Source organism: Paenibacillus sp. FSL K6-4396 (genome assembly GCF_038002525.1).
In the GTDB taxonomy this organism is placed as follows: Bacteria; Bacillota; Bacilli; order Paenibacillales; family Paenibacillaceae; genus Paenibacillus; species Paenibacillus amylolyticus_B.
In genome coordinates, this window is record NZ_JBBOCR010000001.1 from 3,369,774 (window position 1) to 3,393,387 (window position 23,614).

Genomic DNA, 23,614 nt, shown 5'->3' on the forward strand with positions numbered 1-23,614 from the left:
AAACTTCTGTAGTGTGATTAAAAAGCATGATTCTATGGGAGGTTAGCATAGTGACAAAACAGGACCCGCAAGAGCTTTTGAAGCAAAAACATGAACTGGATGAACAAAAAAGACAGTTCACTAATTTTTCCCGAAATATTTCAGGTCATGGTGAGGTTGAAGCTGGTCAAGAGTTCAGTGTTGACCGAGTGCCAGATGACCAAAATCGTATGAAATCGGTTGAGAACAGACGCGGCGAAGTCTAAAACGTTACAACATAAGCTGATCCTTTATTGGATCGGCTTATTCGTGCGAAGCATTTTATTGAAGAGAAAGATATATGTTGTGGTTGAGAATGATTATCGATAGAATGTAGAAAAGTGAAAATATCTGCTGATTTTGCGGATGTTTTGCTAACTTAATGGGTTGTGGAAGGTGAAGGAAGAGATGCACGTAGAAGAGCATGTGAAGTTATGGAATCTAGCCACCATTAAAATATGGGATGTGCGTCACGTCGTAGTGGGCGCTGACGAATCAATCTATGCCTACCGATTTCCGGTTAGCGGTTTTATATACACCGTAAGAGGCAATGCAACGATTAAGCTGGATGACACGATGTACGTGATTGATCAGATGCAAGTCTTGCATGGAGGCAAAGGGGTATGGATGAATATCTCCCTGAACGAGGATTCATTTGAATTTTATTTGATATTTTATCGGGCTAATTTGTCGTTATCCAATACTCGTGAGAATCAAGCTCTGCTCAGGCAACATGTCCCGTTTCATCTGCAATATGCTTTCGCCCCAGGCTATCCCATGGACTTATATGATAAAGTCCAAAGAATAGAGCAACATTGGGAACGGACGGATGTGTTCTCGAAATTTCAGGTAAAGACGTTATTTTATCAATTTATTAATGAATTAATGAGGCAGTTAAGTGCACAAGGGATTGAGACTGCCAAGCCCGATCTGGTAGCTCAAGCCGTTCGTTATCTTCAAGAGAACTACATGTTGCCCGTTATGGTCGATCCGCTCGCAGAACTTCTGGATTGCAGTGCAGGGCATCTGTCGAGAACGTTCAAGAAAGAGACAGGCAGCAGTCTGATTACCTATTTAACTCGGATACGGATGTACAAAGCCAAGGAGCTGCTGTTGCACACAGATGCATCTCTTCAGAAGATTGCCGAGGCAATCGGCATTCCGGATGTGATCTATTTTAATCGTTTATTTAAAAAGCATGTTGGCCTTTCACCAGGTCGGTTCAAACAAAAATGTATCGCCCTGCCAACCGGTCAGAATAATGCTATCAAAGAATCAGAATTGTCCATTGTCAGTCCTATGCATCGCGGTTATGATCCTATTGATGATAATTATTATCAATACAAACCCAAAGGAGAATCACTTACATCTATGAGATCGAGAAAACCCGTTGCATTGCTTTTGATGCTCAGTCTTACATTATTAATATCAGCCTGTTCCCCTTCTCAGGGCAGTTCAGCAACAAGCAGTAATGGAACAAGCGGTAACAATGCTCCAACTACCGAAGTCGCGCAATCCACTGAATCAGCAGTACAGGAGCGTGTTGTTAAACATCCCTGGGGAGAAACGGTCATCAAAGGTGATCCTGAGCATATTATTTCGTTGTTCCCGGCTGCAACTGACTATTTGTTAGCACTCGGTATTGTACCCCAGGCAGCATCCAGTAATGAGGAGGGGAGTGATCAGTTTCCTACCTACCTGTCCGATCAACTACAAGGAAAAGAAAATCTGGGCTGGCAGGTTGATCCCAACTACGAAAGCATATTGGCGGCAGAGCCAGACCTGATTATCGGTCAGGATTTCATGAGTGATGCCTATGACAGCCTCAGCAAAATTTCGCCTACCTTGCTGGCAGAGAAGCTGCAGGACGAGCAAGGTATTATTCGTATGAAGACAAGCCTGTTACATATGGGAGATATGTTAGGGAAGACGGATCAGGCCAAACAGGTCATTGAAGAATACGAAAAGAAGGCTGCAGAAGCCCGTGAGAAAATCAAGCAATCCATCGGAGACGAGACCGTGATGTTCCTGCGTTTATCCGACAAAGAAGTGCGTTATTACAGTAAAAGAAACTATGAGGTTCTGTACGACGATCTAGGCCTGACACCTCCTATATCCATACCTGACCCGACAGATTCAATGAAAGTAATCTCCATGGAGTCGTTACCATCGATTAATCCGGATCATATTTTCCTGTTGTCATCAGACGAGAATGAAACGACAGAATTGCAAAAAACAGCAGTGTGGAAAAGCCTGAATGCTGTTAAAAACAACAATGTCTACATCGTTGACTACGGTTTGTGGTTCCAAGGTCCGGGAGGACCCATTGGACAGAGCAAGATTATAGAAGAAGCGGTGAGTTTCCTTACCCAATAAGAAAACAAGACAGGAGGATCCCCTTTTGGAAACGTCTGTAATGGAAAAGATTATTCGTGAACGAAGAACCATTCGTCAGTTCAACGGCAAACCGCTGGCGAAAGAAACGATCATGCACTTGCTGGAAGCGGCCGTGTGGGCACCTGTTCATTCCCGCAAAGAGCCATGGCGCTTCATATTATTTGTAGAGGAAGGTCGGAAGCAATTTGCTGATGCAGTGCTACATACGTTTTCCAAAGATGAGCGGGAGCGTTGGACAGAGAAGCTGCAAAAAGACTACTGTGAGTCTATCCAAGCCCATCTGCTGGTTGTAATTGAGGCTGATCCGAGACAACGGGTATGGGAAGATGCTGTGGGTGCTAGTGCTGCCCTTATTCAAAATATTCAACTCCTGGCATGGGAGCAGGAGATCGGCGTAGTGTGGAAGACGAATGAATATAATTTTGACCCTGATTTCTACGCCAAGACAGGTGTAAAAGCAGGGGAGAGAATCATTGGCACACTTCATCTGGGGTATTTTGATACAAACAAGGTTCCAAAACCTCGTCCTCGCACACCCGTAGAAGAATTGATGACCTTTGTCTCCACGGCAATAGCAGAAGTACAGTAGTAAGACATTGAGGAGTTCAAACTGTTTCTGATTAATGTTATCTCACACTGCCTGCCAAATCATGAACGAAGTGAAATACAAATTCGGCGGTCAATAAATGGATGGTTGAGGCCATTTAGGTGGTGGTCAATCGTTGTAAAAGGTCGTATATTATTACTATGTCGATTGTGGGATTGAATATGGACCACATCGCAATATGATAAACGATTTTACATAGAAGGACGGGAAAAAATGGACTTTAAACCGCTTGCTTCATTTATCGACCGCATTACATCCTGGCGTATACCGTGGGCAGAGGTGCTGGTGATGCATCGAAATGATACCGTTTTCCATTATCGTAATGGATACGCCAATCTGGAAGAGAAAACACCTATCGGTGATGGAGCGATCTTCAATCTATACTCCATGACCAAAATCATGACTTGCGTGGCAGGGCTGCAACTGGTGGAGAAAGGGGAAATGCTGTTAAGCGATCCCTTGTCTGATTATCTGCCAGAGTACGCTGAGATGACGGTGAAAAAAACGATGGCGAACGGGGAGATCCGACTGGAAAAGGCGACAAGAGCCATTACAGTACGTGATTTGTTCACCATGACTGCCGGGTTCTCGTATAACGTTGATTGTCCAAGCATCCAAGAAGCTGTAAAAAGCACCGATGGAACATTGCCAACACGCGACTTCGCGAGAGCGCTTGCGAAAGAACCGTTGTTATTTGAACCAGGGACACACTGGAATTACAGCATGTGCCATGATGTGCTGGGAGCCTTGGTGGAAGTGGTAAGTGGCAAACGCTTTGGTACCTATCTGCGGGACGAAATCACCGGACCCCTTGGCATGAACGATACAGCATTCAATCTGAACGATGAGCAGCAGAAGCGCCTGATTCCACAGTATGCTTACAACGATGAGCTTGAAAAGGCTGTACGTATGGATGGTAATGGATTCCGAGTAGGTACGGAGCTGGAAAGCGGTGGTGCAGGATTATTGTCAACCGTTAGCGATTATGCACGTTTTCTGAACGCGCTTACTGGGCATGGTACGAGTCCCGAAGGCGTGCGCATTCTGTCACAAGCTTCAGTGGAACTGATGCGAACGGACCACCTGAACGAGATGACTCGTGCTGATTATTCGTGGGATCATATGTATGGATACGGCTATGGATTGGGTGTTCGCACACATATCTCCAAAGCAGGAAGCGGCTCACTGAGTCCAATTGGCGAATTTGGATGGAGCGGCGCTGCTGGCTGTATGGCTATTATTGATCCGGATTCAGAGCTTACAGTCATGTATGCACAGCACCTGCTGAATAGTCAGGAACCATACGTTCAACGACGCTTACGTAATGTGGTTTACTCCTGTCTATAAATCATATCGTATTCGAAGTTACTTGAAGAGCCGCTAAATAGCGGCTTTTTATGTTATATGATTCGAAATCTATTAATTAGATTGTTATTTCTTTATTGGAAAGGGTATGTTATCATTCTTAGGAAAATAGTACTAGCAGGAGGATATGCTTATTGAATATAAACCTATATTAATTACATAGTTTGATCAAAAGTACACTCTAGCAAGATCTATTAAAATGTTGAGATTATGCACGATTCAAAATTAGAAATGAGCTTTTAGATGTTTATTTTTTTATTCAAAGGAGAGTCATCAATGATACACCCTAAGCACCAATCAAAATGGGCTTCTCTGGCCCTACTAACCTTAATCGGCTATGTTCTGAGCGCATTGCTTCTGTTACCACCCAATGCTGCTGCCAAAGGAGAGCAAATCTCCGCCAAACAGCTCGAAAGTATGAGCCGGCTTTCATTTACGCTTCGTGATGCCAAACAAACGGCTTACACCGTTTATATTTTCGCTTATGATGAACAGAAGAGAACACTGACCGAAGAAAATGGTTGGACCAACAATAAAAAAGGCGATAAGAGCTATTCAGGTACGTATCGTGCGGCCTTGCTGAAAAAAGGTGCAGCATACGGAACTGTTCAGGCAGCAAAACTGGATCTGAATACGATTATTTTGCCTCAAACCTGGAACTTTGTTGTGAAAAGCAAAGAGGCTAGTACACCAGACATGCTGATGATCACCGATTGGGGAACTTCTAATTTCAATGAGGTGAAAACGTATATTGTTCGTTCCGGGGAATTGCGCCGTGTAACATATGTCGATAATAAGGGAAAAAAAATAGACGATTCCTACTCTGCAAGCAGAGATGATGGAATCCGTACTCTTTCAGGTGCCCGAGTGCAGTTCAAAAATTACAACAACCTTCAATTTGTCTATGGAGTTGATACGTTTAAGCTGAATGTGAACAAATTGGTATTGCAGTTGGAAGATACACGTAACCTCCGTTCAGATGCTTGGCCGAACTCGGGTGTTGGCGATCGCGCTTACCTGAAAAGCCTAAAGGAAGCCGCTTTAAAGGGTGTATTGCCAGGTCGGACGGACATCAAGATTGGCATGACGCTTCAAAATGCGCAAAAAAAGTTGGGGAAACCAAATTCTCGTTCAAACGGGGAATGGGGAGCGTACTATTTTTATTCTAAATTCGGCGTCGGATTTGATTCATACATGCACGAGCTTACCAATAAATCACGTATTGCCGTTTTTGATTTGTACAATGAAAAGCAGAATCTTTCACCACGGAATGTGAAAATATGGATGGGAAAACCTTCCTCAGAATATTACAATGAAGTCGTGGTTGGTTATGAGATGGTATACCAATTGGGTAATCACGCCATTGTATTCACTTATGAGGAAGAAGAGGACTTGATTGATTTTACGAGTATATATTAAGGTATAACATCGTAAAAACAAAAAGTATATCGTATTGGTATGTACAAAAAAAGCCGCTAATTAGCGGCTTTTTTTGTTATCTATGAAATTGGGACGCGTAGTCTATTTTATTGGAGTGTTATTAGAGGTTTGCACAGAACGTACACGATTGACTAAATAAATGCCAACGGATACAAACAGCAATGCGGCCAGATTTTTCAGTTCCAAGATCGTTTCCCCGAGGAATAACGCTGATAACAATGCGCCAAACACAGGAATTAGGAAGTTGTATACAGACACTCTTCCGACCTTGTTATACTTGAGAAGCATATTCCATAGACAAAATGCGACGGAGGACAGCAAAGCCAGGTAGATCAAGTTACTGGTGGATTCCAGGGTGAAATGGGTGACTCGACCGCCGAGTGATAGACCTAACAGCGTAAGCACCAGTCCCCCGACGAATAAGCTGACACCTGTTATGATCAGAACATCGATGGTGGCGGTGAGACGTTTTGCGTAAAGGGCTGTAACGGAAAAAACAAGTGCCGCTATAATAACGAAGCCTTCGCCTGTGAATGAAAAGGAAAAAGCAAGCAGATCCGTATGGAAGTTTACGATAATGACGCCAACGAATCCGAGCAAGCAGCCAACGATTTTATTTCTGCTTAATTTGTCGTTCTTATAGATGAAATGGGCCAGAACAACACTGAAAAAGGTTGTCGTTGCATTCATAATGGAGCCTTTGACACCCGTTGTATTGGCTACGCCAACGTAGAAAAACATATATTGCAAACCGGTTTGCAATATACCTAACATGATAAGGCTTGTCCACTGAGGCCGGGACAATTGAAGCTTCTCTTTTCTAACGATACGAGACAGGAGCAATAGCAGCAAGCCCGCCAGTGTGAATCGATATCCGGCAAATACATATTTGGAAGCAATGTCTTCCGGCAGAATGTTAAATGCGATATATCCAAGTTTGATGGACGGGTACGCACTTCCCCATAACAAGCAACACAGGCTTGCGACGAGCATGACAAAAATGGGATCACTAAATTTACTCGGTTTTTGATTTTCAAGGGTATTTCTCTCTATCACTCTCAATCTTCTCCTCGCATTTCATGCACATATGTATGTACGAATCTACTATCCTCACTGACCATATCACATATCGCTAATATTTGTAATGATAATTAACTCCTTAATATAGCTGAGAAGACTGAATAAGACGGGAAGAAGCCAGGTTACAGATGAATTTCAATGTACTTTCATGTTTACTTGGAGAAATTTCCAGAATGAAAACGCTTGTCAAATCGAAAATAATATGATAATTTAATGTCTGTAACCGGTTACACATAGAGGAGAGCAACTTATGAAAACAATTAAAGACGTAGCTCAACTGGCTGGCGTATCTGTTGCCACCGTGTCCAGAGTCATTAATGATAGAGGTTATGTTCATGCCGACACACGCAAGAAAGTGGAAGATGCTGTGAAGGCGCTTAATTTTTCGCCAAATGAAGTGGCCCGCTCATTATATAAACGCAAGTCCAAACTGATTGGCCTGTTGTTGCCGGATATTGCCAACCCTTACTTCCCGCAGTTGGCCCGCGGCGTAGAGGACCGGATGCAAGAGCAGGATTATAGACTGATATTTGGAAATAGTGATGAGGATGAACGGAAGGAGCAGGATTACATCCAGACGTTTATCCAGAACAACGTGGTCGGTGTGATCTCTTCAACGAACTACCCTCATTCTTCAATATATGAAAACCTGAAGATTCCCGTTGTGTTTCTGGACAGAACATCACTCGATCGTCCATCCGTGTATGCGGACGGCAGGGAAGGTGGAAGACTAGCTGCAAGGGAGATAATCAAACGCGGCAGTCGCCGGATCACAGTTATGCAGGGACCGTCACAGATCAGACCCGCTCAAGATCGCTTTGAAGGAGCGATTGAAATCATCCGTGATGCTGGGTTAGACTACCGGGTGATCCAGACGACCTCATTTTCAATTAACGAGGCAGGTGTATGGGCTGAAGAATTATTCAGGAAGTATGCGGACACAGACGGGGTCATTGCCAGCAATGACATTGCAGCCATGGCAGTACTGCATGAGGCAGCACGAGTTGGAAGAAAAGTTCCCGATGACGTACAAGTGATCGGTTTCGATGATATTCCAATGAGCAGCCTGTTGTCGCCGGCGCTGTCGACTATCCATCAGCCAGCATACCAGATGGGAAGAGAAGCGGCGGGATTACTTATCCAGCTTGTGGAACAAGCTGCAGTAGAGAACAAAAACATACAGTTACCCGTAAGTTTCATCGAACGGGGCACTACGAGAAGGGTGAAATCAGATGGCTAAAATATGTGTAATAGGAAGCAGTTCAATGGATCTGGTTGTTACTTCGTCAAGACGGCCGGGGGCGGGTGAAACCGTTCTTGGCGACAGCTTCAAAACGGTTCCAGGTGGCAAAGGAGCCAATCAGGCTGTTGCCGCTGCACGACTGGGTGCCGAGGTTGCGATGATCGGCCGGGTAGGCGACGATGCTTTTGGCAAAGATATTGTAGAGAACTTTAGAGCAAATGCTGTAAATACGCAAAATGTGAAACCGGTTACACATTTAGAAAGTGGAACGGCTCATATCATTCTGGCGGAAGGTGATAATAGTATCGTAGTGGTTGAAGCGGCGAATCGTGAAGTCACTCCTGCATATGTCGATGAAGCAGCTGAAGTGATCCGCGGTGCAGATATCGTATTAATTCAGCAGGAAATTCCGGAGGAAACGGTTGTGCATGTGAGTGCATTGTGTGCAGAATTTGGAACACCCCTGCTGCTTAATCCCGCTCCGGCGAGAACATTACCGCAACAAGTGATCGACAATGCCGCATATATCACGCCGAACGAGCATGAAGCTGAGATTTTGTTTCAGGGCATGAGTCCGGCACAGGCATTACGTCAGTATCCAAACAAGTTGTTCATCACGGAGGGCAGTAAAGGTGTACGTTACTTTGATGGCACTGAGGAAATTCTAGTCCCAACTTATAAAGTTGAGGCTGTTGATACTACTGGGGCAGGGGATACGTTCAACGCCGCATTTGCAGTTGCTTTGGCTGAAGGAAAAGCGTTGCAAGAGAGTATACGCTTCGCCAATCGGGCTGCATCGTTGTCCGTCACCAAGTTCGGAGCGCAGGGCGGCATGCCGACGCGTGATGAAGTAGAGGAGAGCTTGTAATGAAAAGAAATGGCATGTTAAATAGTCACATCTCCAAGATTCTGTCTGATCTGGGCCATACGGACTTGATTGTGATTGCGGATGCAGGTCTGCCAGTACCGGACGGGGTGCTCAAAATAGATCTGGCCCTCAAACTGGGAACACCAAGTTTTCGCGAAGTGGTAGAAGCGATTGCAGAAGATATGGTCATTGAGAAAGTCATTGTGGCTGAAGAGATTCGCGAAGGCAATCCCGTAGCCATGCAATTCATCAAGGAGAAATTCGGGGAAGAAGCAATCGATGCTTCCGTCAGCCACGAACAATTCAAAGCATTAACACGGCAAGTGAAAGCTGTTATCCGCACAGGTGAAGCCACACCCTATGGCAATTGCATTTTACAATCGGGAGTCCATTTCGGTTAAAAGGAGGTTGCGTAATGCACATTCAGATGCAAGACATTCACAAAGCGTTTGGCACCAACCAGGTGCTGAGCGGAGTGGATTTTGAATTAAAAGATGGTGAAGTTCATGCCTTAATGGGGGAGAATGGAGCCGGTAAATCCACACTGATGAACATTCTGATTGGTCTCCATGAGCGAGATCAGGGAACCATCACGATAGACGGAGAAGAAAACTATTTTGCAAGTCCGAAGGAAGCCGAGAAACTAGGTATCACCTTTATCCATCAGGAGCTGAATGTATGGCCTGAAATGACGGTGCTGGATAATCTATTTATTGGTAAGGAAATGACATCATCCATCGGGTTGCTTAATACAAGACAAATGAGAGCGCTTGCCAAAGAACAGTTTGCCAAGCTTTCCGTAGACATACCACTGGAACGTCCTGCGGGAGAATGCTCTGTCGGGCAGCAGCAGATGATTGAAATCGCCAAAGCACTTATGACAGATGCCAAGGTTATCATTATGGACGAGCCAACAGCGGCACTCACGGAGCGCGAGATACAGAAACTGTTTGGTGTAATCAGCTCACTGAAGAAGGACGGAGTATCCATCGTGTATATTTCTCACCGCATGGAGGAGATATTCACGATCTGTGACCGGATTACCATTATGCGTGACGGCAGAACGGTAGACACTCAGCCAATTCCACAGACAAGCTTTGATGAAGTGGTGCGGAAAATGGTAGGTCGTGAACTTACAGAGCGTTATCCTGTCCGGAATCCTTCTTATGGTGAAGTTGTTCTGGAAGTAAGGAATGCAAGCAGTAAAGGGTTGTTCGAGAATATTAACTTCACTGTGAGAGCGGGAGAAATACTTGGTTTCTCAGGACTTATGGGTTCTGGACGAACCGAGATTATGCGAACAATCTTCGGTTTGGATACGTTGGATAGCGGTGAAATCTTCATCCGCGGCAAAAAAGCGAACATTCGTAAACCGGCAGATGCAGTGAAACATGGAATCGGGTTTATTACAGAAGACCGCAAGGATGAAGGGCTGGTATTAGACTTCTCTATTCGCGAGAATATGGCGTTGACGAATCTGTTCAGTTTCTCAAACAAAGGTTTCATCTCAACTTCGAAAGAACAAGACTTCGTAGATACATTGATCAAACGTCTACAGATCAAAACACAATCCTCCGAGACGGCGGCAAGGAATCTATCGGGGGGTAACCAGCAGAAGGTGGTTATCGCGAAATGGGTTGGGATCGGACCAAGCGTGCTTATCCTGGATGAACCTACCCGCGGAGTGGATGTCGGGGCGAAGCGCGAAATCTATGAATTGATGAATGAACTGACTGACCGCGGCGTTGCAATCATCATGGTATCGTCGGAGCTACCTGAAGTGCTTGGCATGAGTGACCGGATCGCGGTTGTGCATGAGGGACACATCAGTGGCGAGGTTGCAAGGGAAGTAGCAACACAAGAACACATTATGACATTGGCCACAGGGGGACAGTGATATGACAACAATGCAGGAAAACAAAACGGCTAAAAGCGGCTTCCGTTTCTCAAACGTGATACAAAAATTGGGACCGCTGCTTGGCTTAATCATTCTTATTCTCATCGTATCGGTGTTGAATCCAAGTTTCTTGGAACCGCTTAATATCTTGAATTTATTGCGTCAAGTCTCGATTAATGCGCTGATTGCCTTCGGTATGACGTTTGTGATCCTAACGGGTGGAATTGATCTGTCGGTCGGCTCAATCCTGGCTTTATCCAGTGCTTTTGTAGCAAATATGATGTTGTCTGGCCTCGATCCGATCTTGTCCATCATTATCGGTGTAGCACTCGGTGGTGTCATGGGTATGGTGAACGGACTGATGATTACCAAAGGTAAAATGGCTCCGTTTATCGCCACACTCGCTACCATGACGATATTCAGAGGACTGACATTGGTGTACACAAATGGTAACCCAATTACAGGCCTCGGGGATAACCTGCTGTTCCAATTGTTCGGCCGCGGTTACCTGCTGGGTATTCCGGTACCTGCAATCACGATGCTGATTACCTTCATGATTCTATGGATTGTTTTGCATAAAACAGCTTTTGGCCGTAAAACGTACGCCATCGGTGGTAATGAGAAAGCTTCCATTATCTCGGGTATCAAAGTTAATCGCGTGAAAATTATGATCTACTCCCTGACAGGTATGCTCGCTGCTCTGGCAGGTGCAATTCTGACATCGCGTTTGAATTCAGCGCAACCAACGGCAGGTACATCCTACGAGCTGGATGCAATTGCAGCAGTTGTATTGGGTGGTACAAGTCTGGCTGGAGGACGTGGACGCATCGTTGGTACATTGATCGGTGTTCTGATTATCGGCGTATTGAATAATGGATTGAACTTGCTTGAAGTAAACTCATTTTATCAAATGGTTGTAAAAGGTATCGTCATTGCCATTGCCGTCCTGCTGGACCGCAAGAAAACAGCATAAGGAGAGAAGCGAATATGAAAAAGTGGACTGTAACACTCATAAGTATGCTGATGATCATCGTTCTGGCCGGGTGCTCTCTGGAGCCACCGGAATGGGCGAAACCTGACCCAAACAAAAGTAACGGACAGAAGAAAATAGGTTTGTCGATATCTACACTAAACAATCCATTCTTTGTATCACTGAAGGACGGGGTAATGGCTGAAGCCAAAAAACAGGGAATACAGGTCATCGTGGTGGATGCGCAGAACGATTCGGCCAAACAAACCAATGATGTGGATGATCTCATTCAGCAAGGCGTTAGTGCACTTTTGATTAACCCCGCGGACTCTGCAGCGATCTCCACAGCGGTTCAATCCGCGAATAGTGTTGGCATTCCCGTGATCACGCTGGATCGCTCCGCAGATAAAGGCGAAGTGGCGGCACTAGTGGCATCTGATAACGTTAAAGGTGGACGCATGGCAGCTGAATATTTTGTGGAACAACTGGGTGAGGGAGCAAAAGTCATTGAACTTGAGGGTGTACCTGGCGCTTCCGCAACAAGAGAACGGGGTAAAGGTTTCCATGAAGTGGCTGACAAGCAACTCGATGTGGTTTCCAAACAATCTGCTGATTTTGATCGGTCCAAAGGATTAAATGTCATGGAGAATCTGCTTCAGGGTAATCCTGACGTGCAGGCCGTATTTGCCCATAATGACGAGATGGCACTGGGTGCGATTGAAGCGATTCAAAGCTCAGGTAAAGACATTCCGGTCATCGGATTCGATGGCAATGATGATGCAATCAAATCCATTCAGGATGGGAAATTGACAGCAACAGTCGCTCAGCAGCCTATACTGATTGGTCAACTGGCGCTGCAAGCAGCTCTGGATGTGCTCAGTGGCAAGCAGGTGGAGCCATCGATTCCGGCTGAATTGAAGCTGGTAACCAAGGAAAATGTGAACGAGTAAATCATCATGTAACATGTATCTTTTTGGACATGAACATAGGACTAAAACTAAACCAAGCCGCTAAATTAGCGGCTTTTTTCATTTTAGAAGAAGCGTGTGGGCATCACATCAATCAGATTATTAACTTTTAAAAGCATATTAAAGGTGCCCCAATTGAATTAATATCCACTTTTATAACTTTGGATTGCTCAAAAAGAGCTTTTTTGGATATGTATATCCAATCCATGGGTTGCTATACTAGCATGACGTTCTACACAATCTTCACAATACATAGGAGGAGCTAATCTCAATTATTCATTCCTGTTTGGAATAGAAAGAAGGTAGCTGACATGAAACATCTAGTAGGAGAAAATCTCCAAACTGTAAGACAGCAAATGGCACTGGCCTGCCAGGCTTCCGGTCGCAACTTAGAGGAAATTCAGTTGTTGCTCGCGACCAAAACGGTATCGCTTGAGAAACTAGAGGTAGCGATTCAAGCAGGTGAGGTTCTGTTCGGAGAAAACAAAGCTCAGGAACTTCGGGACAAATTTCCACTTATGCAGCAACACGAACAGGTGGAATGGCATTTTATCGGACATCTGCAAACGAATAAAGTAAAAGACGTTATTAAATATGTTACGCTCATCCATTCCGTAGATCGTCTGAAACTGGGTCAGGCGTTACATAACCAGCTTGTCAAAGAGAATAAGACCTTAGACATTCTTGTGCAAATTAATACGTCCTACGAAGAAAGTAAATTTGGCGCATCTCCAGAAACAGCCGTTGAGCTTGTAGAACAGTTGTCTCAATTCGAGACATTAAATGTGAAAGGTTTAATGACCATTGGAAAACTGAATGCGACGAACGAAGAAACACGACATTGTTTTCGATTGTTAAACCAGATCCGTACACAGATTAAAGAGAAAAATATTCCACGCGTAGAAATGGATATTTTATCGATGGGTATGTCTGGTGACTTCCAAGTCGCCATAGAAGAAGGAGCTACAATGATCCGGGTAGGGACAAGTGTATTTGGTCAACGCTACTTACCGGACGAGTATTACTGGAATGAAAACACACGCATCGATGATTAAGTGAGAGGTAGTGTTAAATATGAAGACAGCATCCCCTTCGTTACGTGGCCGTGATTTGATATCGCCTATGATCGCCGCTTTAATATCCGTAATTGTGAATTACGGGGGTACGTTTATTCTTGTTTTTCAAGCTGCAAAAGTGGCTGGTTTAAGCCCGGAAATGACCGCTTCCTGGATTTGGTCCATCTCGATTGGGGTAGGAGTGACAGGAATTTGGCTCAGTTATCGGTACAAGGAACCGATTATTACAGCCTGGTCTACACCGGGTGTGGCGTTTCTCGTTTCAGCATTAGCGGTAACCCCTTATCCAGAAGCTATTGGCGCTTACATGATTTCAGCAGTCGGATTTATTATTTTAGGTTTGTCAGGCATGTTTGAACGTTTCGTTCGACTTATTCCCCCAGGCATCGCTTCCGGATTGTTAGCTGGCATTTTACTACAGTTTGGTATTTCGGCCTTTGGAGGGGCGAAGGTAGATCCTTTGCTTGTGATTGTACTGTTTGCAGGCTATATCGTACTAAGAAGATTTACTTCCCGTTACGCCATTGTTGGCATATTGGCAATAGGTTTGATTTATTTGATATGTATGGGGAAAACAGACTTCAGTACGATCCAATTGGCTGTAGCATCGCCTGTATTTGTTGTTCCAGCATTTTCGTTAAATGCTTTACTTGGCGTTGCGTTACCGCTGTTCATTATTACCTTGACAGGGCAGTATATGCCCGGAATGCTTGTTCTGCGTAATGATGGATTCAAGACAAGTGCCAATCCTATTTTAGCTGTAACAGGTTTGGGTTCGCTTCTTGCAGCCCCATTCGGATCACATGCTTTTAATGTGGCAGCTATTACAGCAGCGATTTGTACAGGGAAAGATGCACATGAGGATTCAACGAAGCGGTATATTGCAGGTATTGCTTGTGGTGTTTTTTATATTTTTGTCGGCATTTTTGGCGTAACATTGGCTGCTCTGTTTTTGATTCTTCCTTCTACTTTTATTGCAACATTAGCGGGATTGGCCTTACTTGGAACCATCGGTGGCAGTCTTGCCAATGCATTAACGGACCCTAAGGGACGTGAAACTGCTTTGATTACGTTTTTGGCCACAGCAGCGAATGTGACTTTGCTTGGTGTGGGTGGTGCATTTTGGGGACTGTTTGCAGGAATGATGGCACATCTACTGATGAATAGTAAATTTCCCAAAAAACAATTTGGAACGAATAAATAACCGTAATATTGAGAGGAAGATGTTCATGAAACATTTGGAGAAGCAAGACAAAGTAATAGGAATGGCTGTCCAGCAAGAGCTTGGAAGGCAGCAGGATACGATAGAACTGATTGCATCAGAGAATTTTGTAAGTCAAGCTGTGATGGAAGCAACAGGTTCGGTATTGACCAATAAATATGCGGAGGGGTATCCGGGCAGAAGGTATTATGGCGGATGTGAGCATGTCGATACAGTCGAAGAGATAGCAAATAGCCGCCTTAAAGCACTTTTTGGCGCTGAACATGCGAATGTGCAGCCTCACTCCGGTTCTCAGGCTAACATGGCAGTATATTTTGCCTCGGTTGAGATTGGGGACACAATACTTGGCATGAATCTATCCCAAGGTGGTCATCTAACACACGGAAGTACTGTTAATTTTTCAGGTAGGTTTTACAATTTTGTTCCATATGGTGTCGATGCACTGACGGGCCGCATAGACTTTGACGAAGTACGTAAACTTGCTTATAAGTATCGTCCACGCATGATTGTTGCAGGTGGAAGTGCATACCCGCGGACCATTGAGTTTGAATTATTTGCCCAGATTGCCGCCGAAGTGGGAGCTCTTTTCTTTGTAGATATGGCGCATATAGCAGGAATTATTGCGGCAGGTTTGCATCCTAACCCGGTACCGCATGCCCATTTTGTTTCAACTACCACACACAAGACCTTACGAGGACCACGAGGGGGAGCCATTTTGTGCCGGGAGTCGTGGGCAAAGACGATTGACAAAGCTGTATTCCCGGGGACTCAGGGCGGGCCATTCATGCACGTTATCGCGGGGAAAGCGGTGGCATTAGGTGAGGCATTGCAATCCGATTTCACAACATATATTGAAGGTGTTCTGAATAACGCCAACGTATTGGCAGAAACTTTGATGAATGAAGGGCTCACCCTTGTATCGGGTGGAACAGATAATCATATTGTGTTGGTTGACTTACGAACTATGGGCCTTACAGGCAAAGAAGCCGAAGTTTTACTGGATGGAGTAGGGATTACGGCGAATAAAAATGCAATCCCTCACGATACGGCAAGTCCTTTGATTACAAGCGGTATTCGTTTTGGAACTCCGGCTATGACTTCAAGAGGGCTTGGAGCCAGGGAAATGAAAGAAATTGCTCAGCTGATAGGGCTTGCTTTCAAAAATCCAAAGAGTTCGAAGGTGAAAAATCAGATATTAGGCAGTGTCCGCGAAATCACTTCGCAATTCCCTCTATATGAAGGACTTAAATAGCTCAACAGCAGACACAAATAGAGCCTGCAATTGTTCCTAATGGATAACAGTTGCAGGCTCGTAAATTGCCTGTTTATATTGAAACTTACTTTTTTGAACGAAGAGATATACCTTAATTGAGATTTAGGAGACACCCTAGTAGGCTATGCCTACACGTGACTGTACATACTCATCAGACATTAATTGTTGATAAGCAAACTCTGCCGTATCGATTACAGATATTGAAGTTCCACCGTCAGGCAAGTAGTCGCGCTCAACCCGGTACTTACCGGGGGATTCTCCATCAAATAAGTAGGTAGGACACACGATGGTCCATTCTAATTTGAAGCTTTGAGAATGTTGTACATCTCCAGATGCTCTTCAGCTGCTCGCGTGGACTTACGTTTGGACTCAGGGGATTGAAAACGAAACAAGCCAGGATCCGTTCGACTTTCCAATATTCCTGCTGTACCAATGGTAATGATTCTTTTGATACGCTCCTGAGCCATAGCCTCAACAATATGTCTCATGGATTGCGATAATGTAGTCGTTCCATCGGTACTTAAGGAACTAACAACGAGATCAACACCCTGTATGGCGTGATGAATATCCTCTTTGACTAAAGCGTTTCCTTGATGCAGAACGAAATTGTCATCGCTGATTTGTAGCTTTTCCGGGCTTCTAACCAGTGCAGTTACATGATGATTGGAACGTAGGGCATTAGAGAAGAAATGATTTCCAACCCGTCCGGTGGCTCCTAACACTAAAATTTTCATTACAAAAAACATCCTTTCGAATCCGATTGGAGAGCATGTTCTCCATCATAATACAATCTTTGCAAGCCGGCGTATGCCGTCCTCAATCTGCTCCTCATCCACTTTCGCAAAACCTAATATCCATCCTTTTTGATGACTCTCCAAGCAATACCTACTAAGTGGATACACGCGTACACCTTGATCAAGGGCGGCATTCGTCAGCGCTTCTTCGTCAAATGACGTTTCAGATTCTAGAAGCATATGTAATCCCGTCTCCACACCACTTAATGTAAATCGTGAGCCTAGCCCTGAAGCAACAATGGCTTTGGTCATGACTTCGTGTCTACGTCGATATATGTTCCGAACTCTTCTCATATGGCGCATAAAATGACCACGCTCAATAAAATGAGTTAGCGTTAATTGTTCCATAATCGGCAGATGACGATAGGTTAATTCATGAACTTGGGTAAGGCGATTGATGGCTATTTTGGGACCGATGATAGCGGATAGTCGAATGCCTGGTGCAACCATTTTGGAAAAACTCATCATATAAAGCGTATTCTGAGGTTGTTGACTAAATATAGTTGGAAGTGGATCTCCACGGTACCTAAATTCGCTATCGTAGTCATCCTCAACAATCCAATATCGATGATGAGCTGCCAAGTGCATCAATTGTTGCCTGCGTGGCTCCGACATAATAACGCCAACGGCGCATTGATGAGAAGGTGTGACAAATACAAGTTTCGTCTGTGGGTGAATATGATCTACACTTAATCCATACTCATCGACTGGAATGGGATCGACTTGCATCCGGCGGTATTTCATCGCCATCCAAGCGGCAGGGAAGCCGGGATCTTCTACGGAAACTCTGTCTCCCTCACTTAAGAGTGCCTGGGCAATTAAATCAATGCTATGTTGAGCACCTGAGGTTAACAAGATTTGATCAACATCGATATGAATGCCTCGTTCAAGTGACAAATAACGCTGAATCTGTTCTCTTAACGCCAGTAATCCTCTGGCATCGCCATAAGCCCATATATCCAGATTAGGTTCAGTGGAAGCTTGTAAAAAGGATTGCCTCCAGGCTTTTGTGAAACTTTCATCCAGATAAGGCTCGTGGGGATTAAAATCGATTTCTATTTTGCGATTGTCTCTATTGCCAAACCAACTATGCAGATGACCAATCGATTTGTTTAGTGTAGGCAGTTCGGGCGGAATAGGTCCTTGCATCGTGACGTCTTCTGATGAACGAGGTGCATAAGTCCAATCACTAACCCTAGTCCCGGCTCGTCGGGAGGTTACCGTATACCCTCGGCTGAATAATTCCTCGTACACAATCTGTATGGTTGAGCGTGAAACACCAATTAATTGAGCAAGTTCGCGTGAGGGGAGTAGCAATTCGCCTGGTTGCCATTTCCCGGTTGTAATATTATGAATCGCTTGATCCAGAAGTTGCTGCCAGATCGGGCGTTGGTCATTCCGATTAACTTTTAGCATTGCTTCAACTCCATTACTCATGCTGAATTATGGATTGCATTTATTTATGTACTTAGCCATGTTATTGGCACTCCATTGATTGATATACCATTATAGCAAAAGTTTAATTTGTAAACAAAACAAAAGCTGGACTAAAGCGATTTATACCGTGTGTCCAACCTATTTGGGTTGATCCTGCTTGGTTCATACTCGATTCATATTCAAGCCACAGACAGTTCATCTTCTTCGGTTACACTACGGGAGTACTAACACAGAGATTCCTAATCCATAGACTAGACAGGAGAAGATGAGATTGACACGAAAGAAACGAACAACGATTGCCGCCATAACCTTGGTGTTTGCGATGATGTCCCCAATGTCGGCCATGGCCACACCCGCTATCAGTAAAGGTAGTAGCCCTACGTATGATCTAACTAAAAAGGCAGTAAGTGCAAAGGTCAAGGTACTCACTGAATCATACGCTACGACAAGTGTGCAGTACGCACTGATGGAGAATGGTGAGATTGTGATCACCGGTCAGGCAGGCAAAAATGACCTGAAAAACAACATCCCGCTTTCTTCAGATACCATGTATGGCATTGGTTCAACCAGCAAAATGATGCTCACAACCGCCGTTATGAAGCTTGTTGACCAAGGCAAGATTGATCTCGATGAGCCTGTCGTGAAGTATATTCCGGACTTTACAATGAAAGACAAGCGTTACCAACAAATTACACCACGCATGTTACTGAATCATTCATCCGGACTTCTCGGAACATCAAGTAACAGTGCAATATTGTTTGGAGATAATGATACCTATGCACATGATACGTTACTGGAACAATTGGGAACGCAACATCTGAAGGCCGATCCTGGCGCATACTCGGTGTATAGTAATGATGGTTTTACATTAGCTGAAATTCTGGTTGAGCGCGTCAGCGGCATGAGTTTCACCACTTTCATGCACCGTTACATAACGGAACCACTTGGGATGGATCATACTAAAACACCGCAGGATATTGTGGACCTTAGCCAGATGGCAGCAACATATTCCCCGTCACAAGAGGAGAAACTTCCATTAGAGACTACAAATATGATTGCCTCAGGAGGCATCTATTCCACCGCTGAAGATCTGGTTCAGTTCTCGAAAATCTTTACAGGTGAGGTTGAAGGTGTTCTTTCGAAGGAATCCGTAGAGGCCATGGAACAGGAAGAATACAAGAGAGGCATGTGGCCGGAAGAAGGGGATTCATCCATTGGTTATGGCCTGGGCTGGGACAGTGTGAACCTGTTTCCTTTTAATGATTACGGCATCCAGGCAGTAAGCAAAGGTGGCAATACAATCACCTATCATTCCTCATTGATTGTACTTCCGGAGTATAATATGGCTGCTGCCGTAACCTCTTCGGGTGGTCACAGCTCAACGGATCAATTGCTGGCAACTGAACTGTTGCTTGGTGCGCTTGAGGAAAAGAATATTATTCCAGAGCGTAAGCCGGAGAAGACACATGATGCACCGGTGAAAACAACCATGCCGAAGGAACTGACACAGCATACGGGTACGTATGGCAGTGGTGCAAACATGTTAATGAACTTGACCGTGAAGGATGGCGGACAAATGACGATATCTTATCTGTCGTCTCCTAACAGAACTAATCAGACATATACTTACAGTGCTGATGGCTCATTCATTAATGATGAGGGTACGGAAAAGCTCAAATTCGTTCAGGAAGTCAACGGAAACACATACTTGTGGTCTCGCTCGTATCAGTCTGTTCCCGGACTTGGACAAGTTGCTTCTTCGGAATATAAGGCAGAAAAGCTTGAAACTAATGAATTGTCTGCAGAAGTAAAGGCCGCATGGCAGAAACGGGAAGGCAAAGCGTACGTGTTGGTCAATGAAAAATACACATCAACTTTGTACAATGTAGCCATGCCGATCATTCCCATTCATACTTTTAATGAGCTGCCTGGTTATATCTACACCAATAAAATCACTGGGGCTAACCAAGCCGTAAACCAATTGCAAATTCCTGGATTAGCCGGACGTGACACGATGGAGTTCAATTTCTATGAGGAAAATGGCGTGGAATACGTTACAGCTGGAGGCAATGTCTACGCTGCTCAAGAAATCATAAAACCGATCTATGCGGGAAGACAATCGAAGACAACAATTCAAGCAAATGGTCATGCTACATGGTTTGCGATTCCGGCATCTGTCGCCGGTAAAGAAATGGCGGTCAAGATGTCTGCAAACAGCGCATTTGCTGTATACAACCAAGCGGGCGTAGGCATTAATCATACAGTGGTCAGTGGACAAAACGAAATTGTATTGCCTGAGAACGGAACCATTGTGTTCGCGGGTGAAGCTGGTTCGAAGTTCGAGATTGTATTGACAACCAGAGCAAATTAATAGATGATAAAAAAACTGTACAACAAAAAGTCGCGGAAATCGCGGCTTTTTTGAGTTTTAAATTTTAAATAATACGTTTTAAAGTAAATGCACTTTTTTCAGATTCGCGATGTAATATTGGGTTTCGTAAAGCTTACCTAAAGGGTAAGTATGAAGAGGGCTTTTACTGGTTGGAAAAAATGATGGAGGAAAATGTTGCAAGTGGAAAGGCAAAGCATTGATTGTTAATATACAGTAAATAATAACAATCAAATATGTAGAAGATCGACAAAAAGTTTAATAGCAATACCGATTCCAAAGAAAATAATGATTATTCGGACAACACCGAGACGGGGAGGACACATGAAAACAACGAAGATTTCATTTTTTATACTTTCACTGATGCTGCTCCTGGTGAGCGGTCTATCAGGGTGGGCGGGGGAAGCCGCTGCAACATCCAATTCCAGTAAGACCTATGTTATTGGAACTGATGTCACATTTGCTCCATTCGAATATGAAGATGAGAATGGTGATTTTGTTGGTATCGATATGGACTTACTGGATGCCATCGCTAAAGATCAAAATTTTAAGTATCAAATCAAAGCTCTGGGTTTCAATGCAGCTGTACAGGCACTTGAAGCCAATCAGGTTGATGGTGTCATTGCAGGGATGAGTATTACGGATGAAAGAAAAGCAAAATTTGATTTTTCAGAGCCATATTATGATTCAGGCGTTGTTATGGGGATTAGTTCCAATAATGATACCATTAAAAGTTACGAAGATCTTCGTGGACAAAAGGTCGCTGTAAAAACGGGAACAGAAGGGTACAGCTTTGCTGAGTCCATCGCCTCAAAATATGGCTTTACCGTTGTCCCATTCGATGAATCATATCAAATGTATGATGATGTAAAGACCGGTAATTCGGTGGCCTGTTTTGAAGATGAACCCGTTCTAAGGTATGGGGTAAAGCAGAATAATGGTTTAAAAATCGTTACCGCCAAAGAAGACGGGGCTTCCTACGGATTTGCGGTAAGTAAGGGTAAAAATCAGGAACTTCTGGAGATGTTCAATGCTGGTCTTGTGAATATTAAAGCTAACGGTGAGTACAAGCGCATTATCGAAGAATATGTTGGAGAGAATGCCCAAGTCGCAAATCTGGGGCGTTGGGAGTTAATCCAGAAATCTCTTCCTGCACTTTTTAAAGGTCTGGGAAAAACACTTTTATACACGATTGTGTCCCTGTTCTTCGCGTTTATCATCGGTCTGATTTTCGGATTTATGAAAGTGGGACAGAATAAATTCCTTCGTGGTGTTGCCACCGTATTTGTGGATATCTTCCGCGGTATTCCGTTGATTGTCCTGGCATTCTTTATCTATTTCGGGATTCCACAGGCGATGGGTTTCACAATGCCATTGTTCTTGGCGGCTATTCTGACACTTAGTCTGAATGCAGGGGCGTACGTAACCGAAATTATCCGAGGCGGGATTCAATCGATTGATCGTGGTCAGATGGAAGCTGCCCGTTCATTGGGACTTCCTTATCGCAAAGCAATGATTAAGATTGTCATTCCGCAAGCAGTGCGTGTTATGATTCCGTCCTTCATTAACCAGATGGTTATCACGCTGAAGGATACGTCCATCTTATCCGTTATTGGTCTCGTAGAGCTGACACAATCGGGTAAAATTGTAATTGCAAGAACGTTCTCCTCTTTTGACATTTGGTTAACGGTTGCTGTTATGTATCTGATTGTTATCATCACACTGACCAAAATTGCTGATTATCTGGAGGTGAAGGTTCGTCGTGGCTAAAATTAAAGTTGAAGGTTTGAAAAAAAGTTTTGGCACAAATCAGGTTCTTAAGGGAATTGATGTGGCTGTCAGCGAAGGTGAAGTGGTCTGTGTCATCGGGCCTTCCGGTTCAGGAAAAAGTACTTTCTTGCGCTGCATCAACCAATTGGAAGATATCACAGCTGGTCGAGTTATCGTGGATGATCAGGATCTCAATGATCCTAAAACCAACATTAATAAAGCACGTGAAAATATCGGCATGGTGTTTCAACATTTTAACTTATTCCCTCATTTTAACGTCTTGAAAAATATAACGTTTGCGCCAAGAGAATTAGGGGTTTTAAACGCAGAAGAGGCTCGAAAAACAGGTCTTAGCCTACTCGATCGTGTCGGGTTGTCTGATAAAGCGGATAGTTTCCCCAGTCAACTCTCGGGCGGACAAAAACAACGTGTAGCTATCGCTCGTGCGCTTGCTATGAATCCGGACGTTATGTTATTTGATGAACCAACTTCGGCGCTCGACCCTGAGATGGTAGGAGAAGTCCTTGGTGTTATGAAGGACCTCGCGAGCGAAGGCATGACGATGATGATCGTTACCCATGAGATGGGTTTTGCCCGTGAAGTAGCTGATCGTGTGATCTTCATGGACGGTGGTTATATCGTCGAGCAGGGCACTCCTGAAGAGATATTTGGAAATCCGAAGAATGAACGGACGATCAGCTTTTTGGAGAAGGTACTCTAGCACTGAATCGAGAGTGAACACATTGAAAGTCGCTATTTAAGCGGCTTTTTTTGTTATATTTATGAGGTGATTTAATAGA

The 23,614-nt window shown here is 44.2% G+C and carries 19 protein-coding genes and 1 pseudogene; 17 read left to right on the forward strand and 3 right to left on the reverse strand.

Going from position 1 to position 23,614, the window contains the following annotated elements; translation table 11 throughout:
• The first annotated feature begins 50 nt into the window (after positions 1-50).
• The 5 genes from MHB85_RS14680 (at position 51) to MHB85_RS14700 (ending at position 5,806) form a co-directional block, all read left to right on the forward strand.
• Positions 51-245 carry a hypothetical protein gene (locus MHB85_RS14680; protein WP_017688524.1) on the forward strand — a complete coding sequence of 65 codons (195 nt, stop codon included), beginning with the start codon at positions 51-53 and terminating at the stop codon, positions 243-245.
• Positions 246-444: 199 nt separating this feature from the next.
• A complete protein-coding gene (locus MHB85_RS14685; protein WP_341073151.1) occupies positions 445-2,394 on the forward strand; it encodes an AraC family transcriptional regulator in 1,950 nt (649 codons plus the stop codon).
• Between the two features lie 25 nt (positions 2,395-2,419).
• Positions 2,420-3,004 carry a nitroreductase family protein gene (locus tag MHB85_RS14690; protein ID WP_091016346.1) on the forward strand — a complete coding sequence of 195 codons (585 nt, stop codon included), beginning with the start codon at positions 2,420-2,422 and terminating at the stop codon, positions 3,002-3,004.
• 231 nt (positions 3,005-3,235) lie between these two features.
• A complete protein-coding gene (locus MHB85_RS14695) occupies positions 3,236-4,369 on the forward strand; it encodes a serine hydrolase domain-containing protein (RefSeq protein WP_105598692.1) in 1,134 nt (377 codons plus the stop codon).
• A 294-nt stretch (positions 4,370-4,663) separates the two neighbouring features.
• On the forward strand, positions 4,664-5,806 hold the full coding sequence (locus tag MHB85_RS14700) for a DUF4309 domain-containing protein (protein WP_181155404.1): 1,143 nt from the start codon (positions 4,664-4,666) through the stop codon (positions 5,804-5,806).
• A 102-nt stretch (positions 5,807-5,908) separates the two neighbouring features.
• Here MHB85_RS14700 and MHB85_RS14705 read toward each other — a convergent pair whose 3' ends face one another.
• On the reverse strand, positions 5,909-6,883 hold the full coding sequence (locus MHB85_RS14705; protein ID WP_091016341.1) for a DMT family transporter: 975 nt from the start codon (positions 6,881-6,883) through the stop codon (positions 5,909-5,911).
• Between the two features lie 274 nt (positions 6,884-7,157).
• Between MHB85_RS14705 and MHB85_RS14710 the strand changes: the two genes are divergently transcribed.
• From MHB85_RS14710 to glyA, 9 genes are all read left to right on the forward strand, one after another.
• Positions 7,158-8,147, forward strand: a complete 990-nt coding sequence (locus tag MHB85_RS14710; RefSeq protein ID WP_192131652.1) for a LacI family DNA-binding transcriptional regulator — start codon at positions 7,158-7,160, stop codon at positions 8,145-8,147.
• Complete coding sequence (rbsK, locus tag MHB85_RS14715; protein ID WP_091016337.1) at positions 8,140-9,018, forward strand: ribokinase; 879 nt, start codon at positions 8,140-8,142, stop codon at positions 9,016-9,018. The genes MHB85_RS14710 and rbsK overlap by 8 nt, the downstream gene beginning before the upstream one ends.
• Entirely contained in the window at positions 9,018-9,419 is a 402-nt protein-coding gene (gene rbsD, locus MHB85_RS14720; RefSeq protein ID WP_192131650.1) for a D-ribose pyranase, read from the forward strand. Before rbsK ends, rbsD begins: the two co-directional genes overlap by 1 nt.
• A gap of 14 nt (positions 9,420-9,433) precedes the next feature.
• Positions 9,434-10,915 carry a sugar ABC transporter ATP-binding protein gene (locus tag MHB85_RS14725; RefSeq protein ID WP_192131648.1) on the forward strand — a complete coding sequence of 494 codons (1,482 nt, stop codon included), beginning with the start codon at positions 9,434-9,436 and terminating at the stop codon, positions 10,913-10,915.
• Between the two features lie 10 nt (positions 10,916-10,925).
• Complete coding sequence (locus MHB85_RS14730; RefSeq protein ID WP_370511443.1) at positions 10,926-11,888, forward strand: ABC transporter permease subunit; 963 nt, start codon at positions 10,926-10,928, stop codon at positions 11,886-11,888.
• A gap of 14 nt (positions 11,889-11,902) precedes the next feature.
• Positions 11,903-12,835 (forward strand): ribose ABC transporter substrate-binding protein RbsB, encoded by a 933-nt coding sequence (gene rbsB / locus MHB85_RS14735; RefSeq protein ID WP_192131646.1) that lies wholly within the window; start codon positions 11,903-11,905, stop codon positions 12,833-12,835.
• A gap of 329 nt (positions 12,836-13,164) precedes the next feature.
• Entirely contained in the window at positions 13,165-13,908 is a 744-nt protein-coding gene (locus MHB85_RS14740) for a YggS family pyridoxal phosphate-dependent enzyme (RefSeq protein ID WP_192131644.1), read from the forward strand.
• A gap of 19 nt (positions 13,909-13,927) precedes the next feature.
• Positions 13,928-15,133: a benzoate/H(+) symporter BenE family transporter gene (locus MHB85_RS14745; RefSeq protein ID WP_341073152.1), complete on the forward strand. Its 1,206-nt coding sequence runs from the start codon at positions 13,928-13,930 to the stop codon at positions 15,131-15,133.
• A 25-nt stretch (positions 15,134-15,158) separates the two neighbouring features.
• Positions 15,159-16,403 (forward strand): serine hydroxymethyltransferase, encoded by a 1,245-nt coding sequence (gene glyA, locus MHB85_RS14750; RefSeq protein WP_091016327.1) that lies wholly within the window; start codon positions 15,159-15,161, stop codon positions 16,401-16,403.
• Positions 16,404-16,538: 135 nt separating this feature from the next.
• Here the strand turns inward: glyA and MHB85_RS14755 are convergent.
• Positions 16,539-17,158: pseudogene (locus MHB85_RS14755) on the reverse strand (NAD(P)-dependent oxidoreductase).
• 45 nt (positions 17,159-17,203) lie between these two features.
• Complete coding sequence (gene pdxR, locus MHB85_RS14760; protein ID WP_341073153.1) at positions 17,204-18,634, reverse strand: MocR-like pyridoxine biosynthesis transcription factor PdxR; 1,431 nt, start codon at positions 18,632-18,634, stop codon at positions 17,204-17,206.
• A gap of 286 nt (positions 18,635-18,920) precedes the next feature.
• Between pdxR and MHB85_RS14765 the strand changes: the two genes are divergently transcribed.
• The 3 genes from MHB85_RS14765 to MHB85_RS14775 all read left to right on the forward strand — a co-directional run bounded on the left by MHB85_RS14765 (position 18,921) and on the right by MHB85_RS14775 (position 23,535).
• Complete coding sequence (locus MHB85_RS14765; RefSeq protein ID WP_192131636.1) at positions 18,921-21,026, forward strand: serine hydrolase domain-containing protein; 2,106 nt, start codon at positions 18,921-18,923, stop codon at positions 21,024-21,026.
• 342 nt (positions 21,027-21,368) lie between these two features.
• A complete protein-coding gene (locus tag MHB85_RS14770; protein ID WP_192131634.1) occupies positions 21,369-22,814 on the forward strand; it encodes an amino acid ABC transporter substrate-binding protein/permease in 1,446 nt (481 codons plus the stop codon).
• A complete protein-coding gene (locus MHB85_RS14775; protein ID WP_105598703.1) occupies positions 22,807-23,535 on the forward strand; it encodes an amino acid ABC transporter ATP-binding protein in 729 nt (242 codons plus the stop codon). The genes MHB85_RS14770 and MHB85_RS14775 overlap by 8 nt, the downstream gene beginning before the upstream one ends.
• The last annotated feature ends 79 nt before the right edge of the window (positions 23,536-23,614 follow it).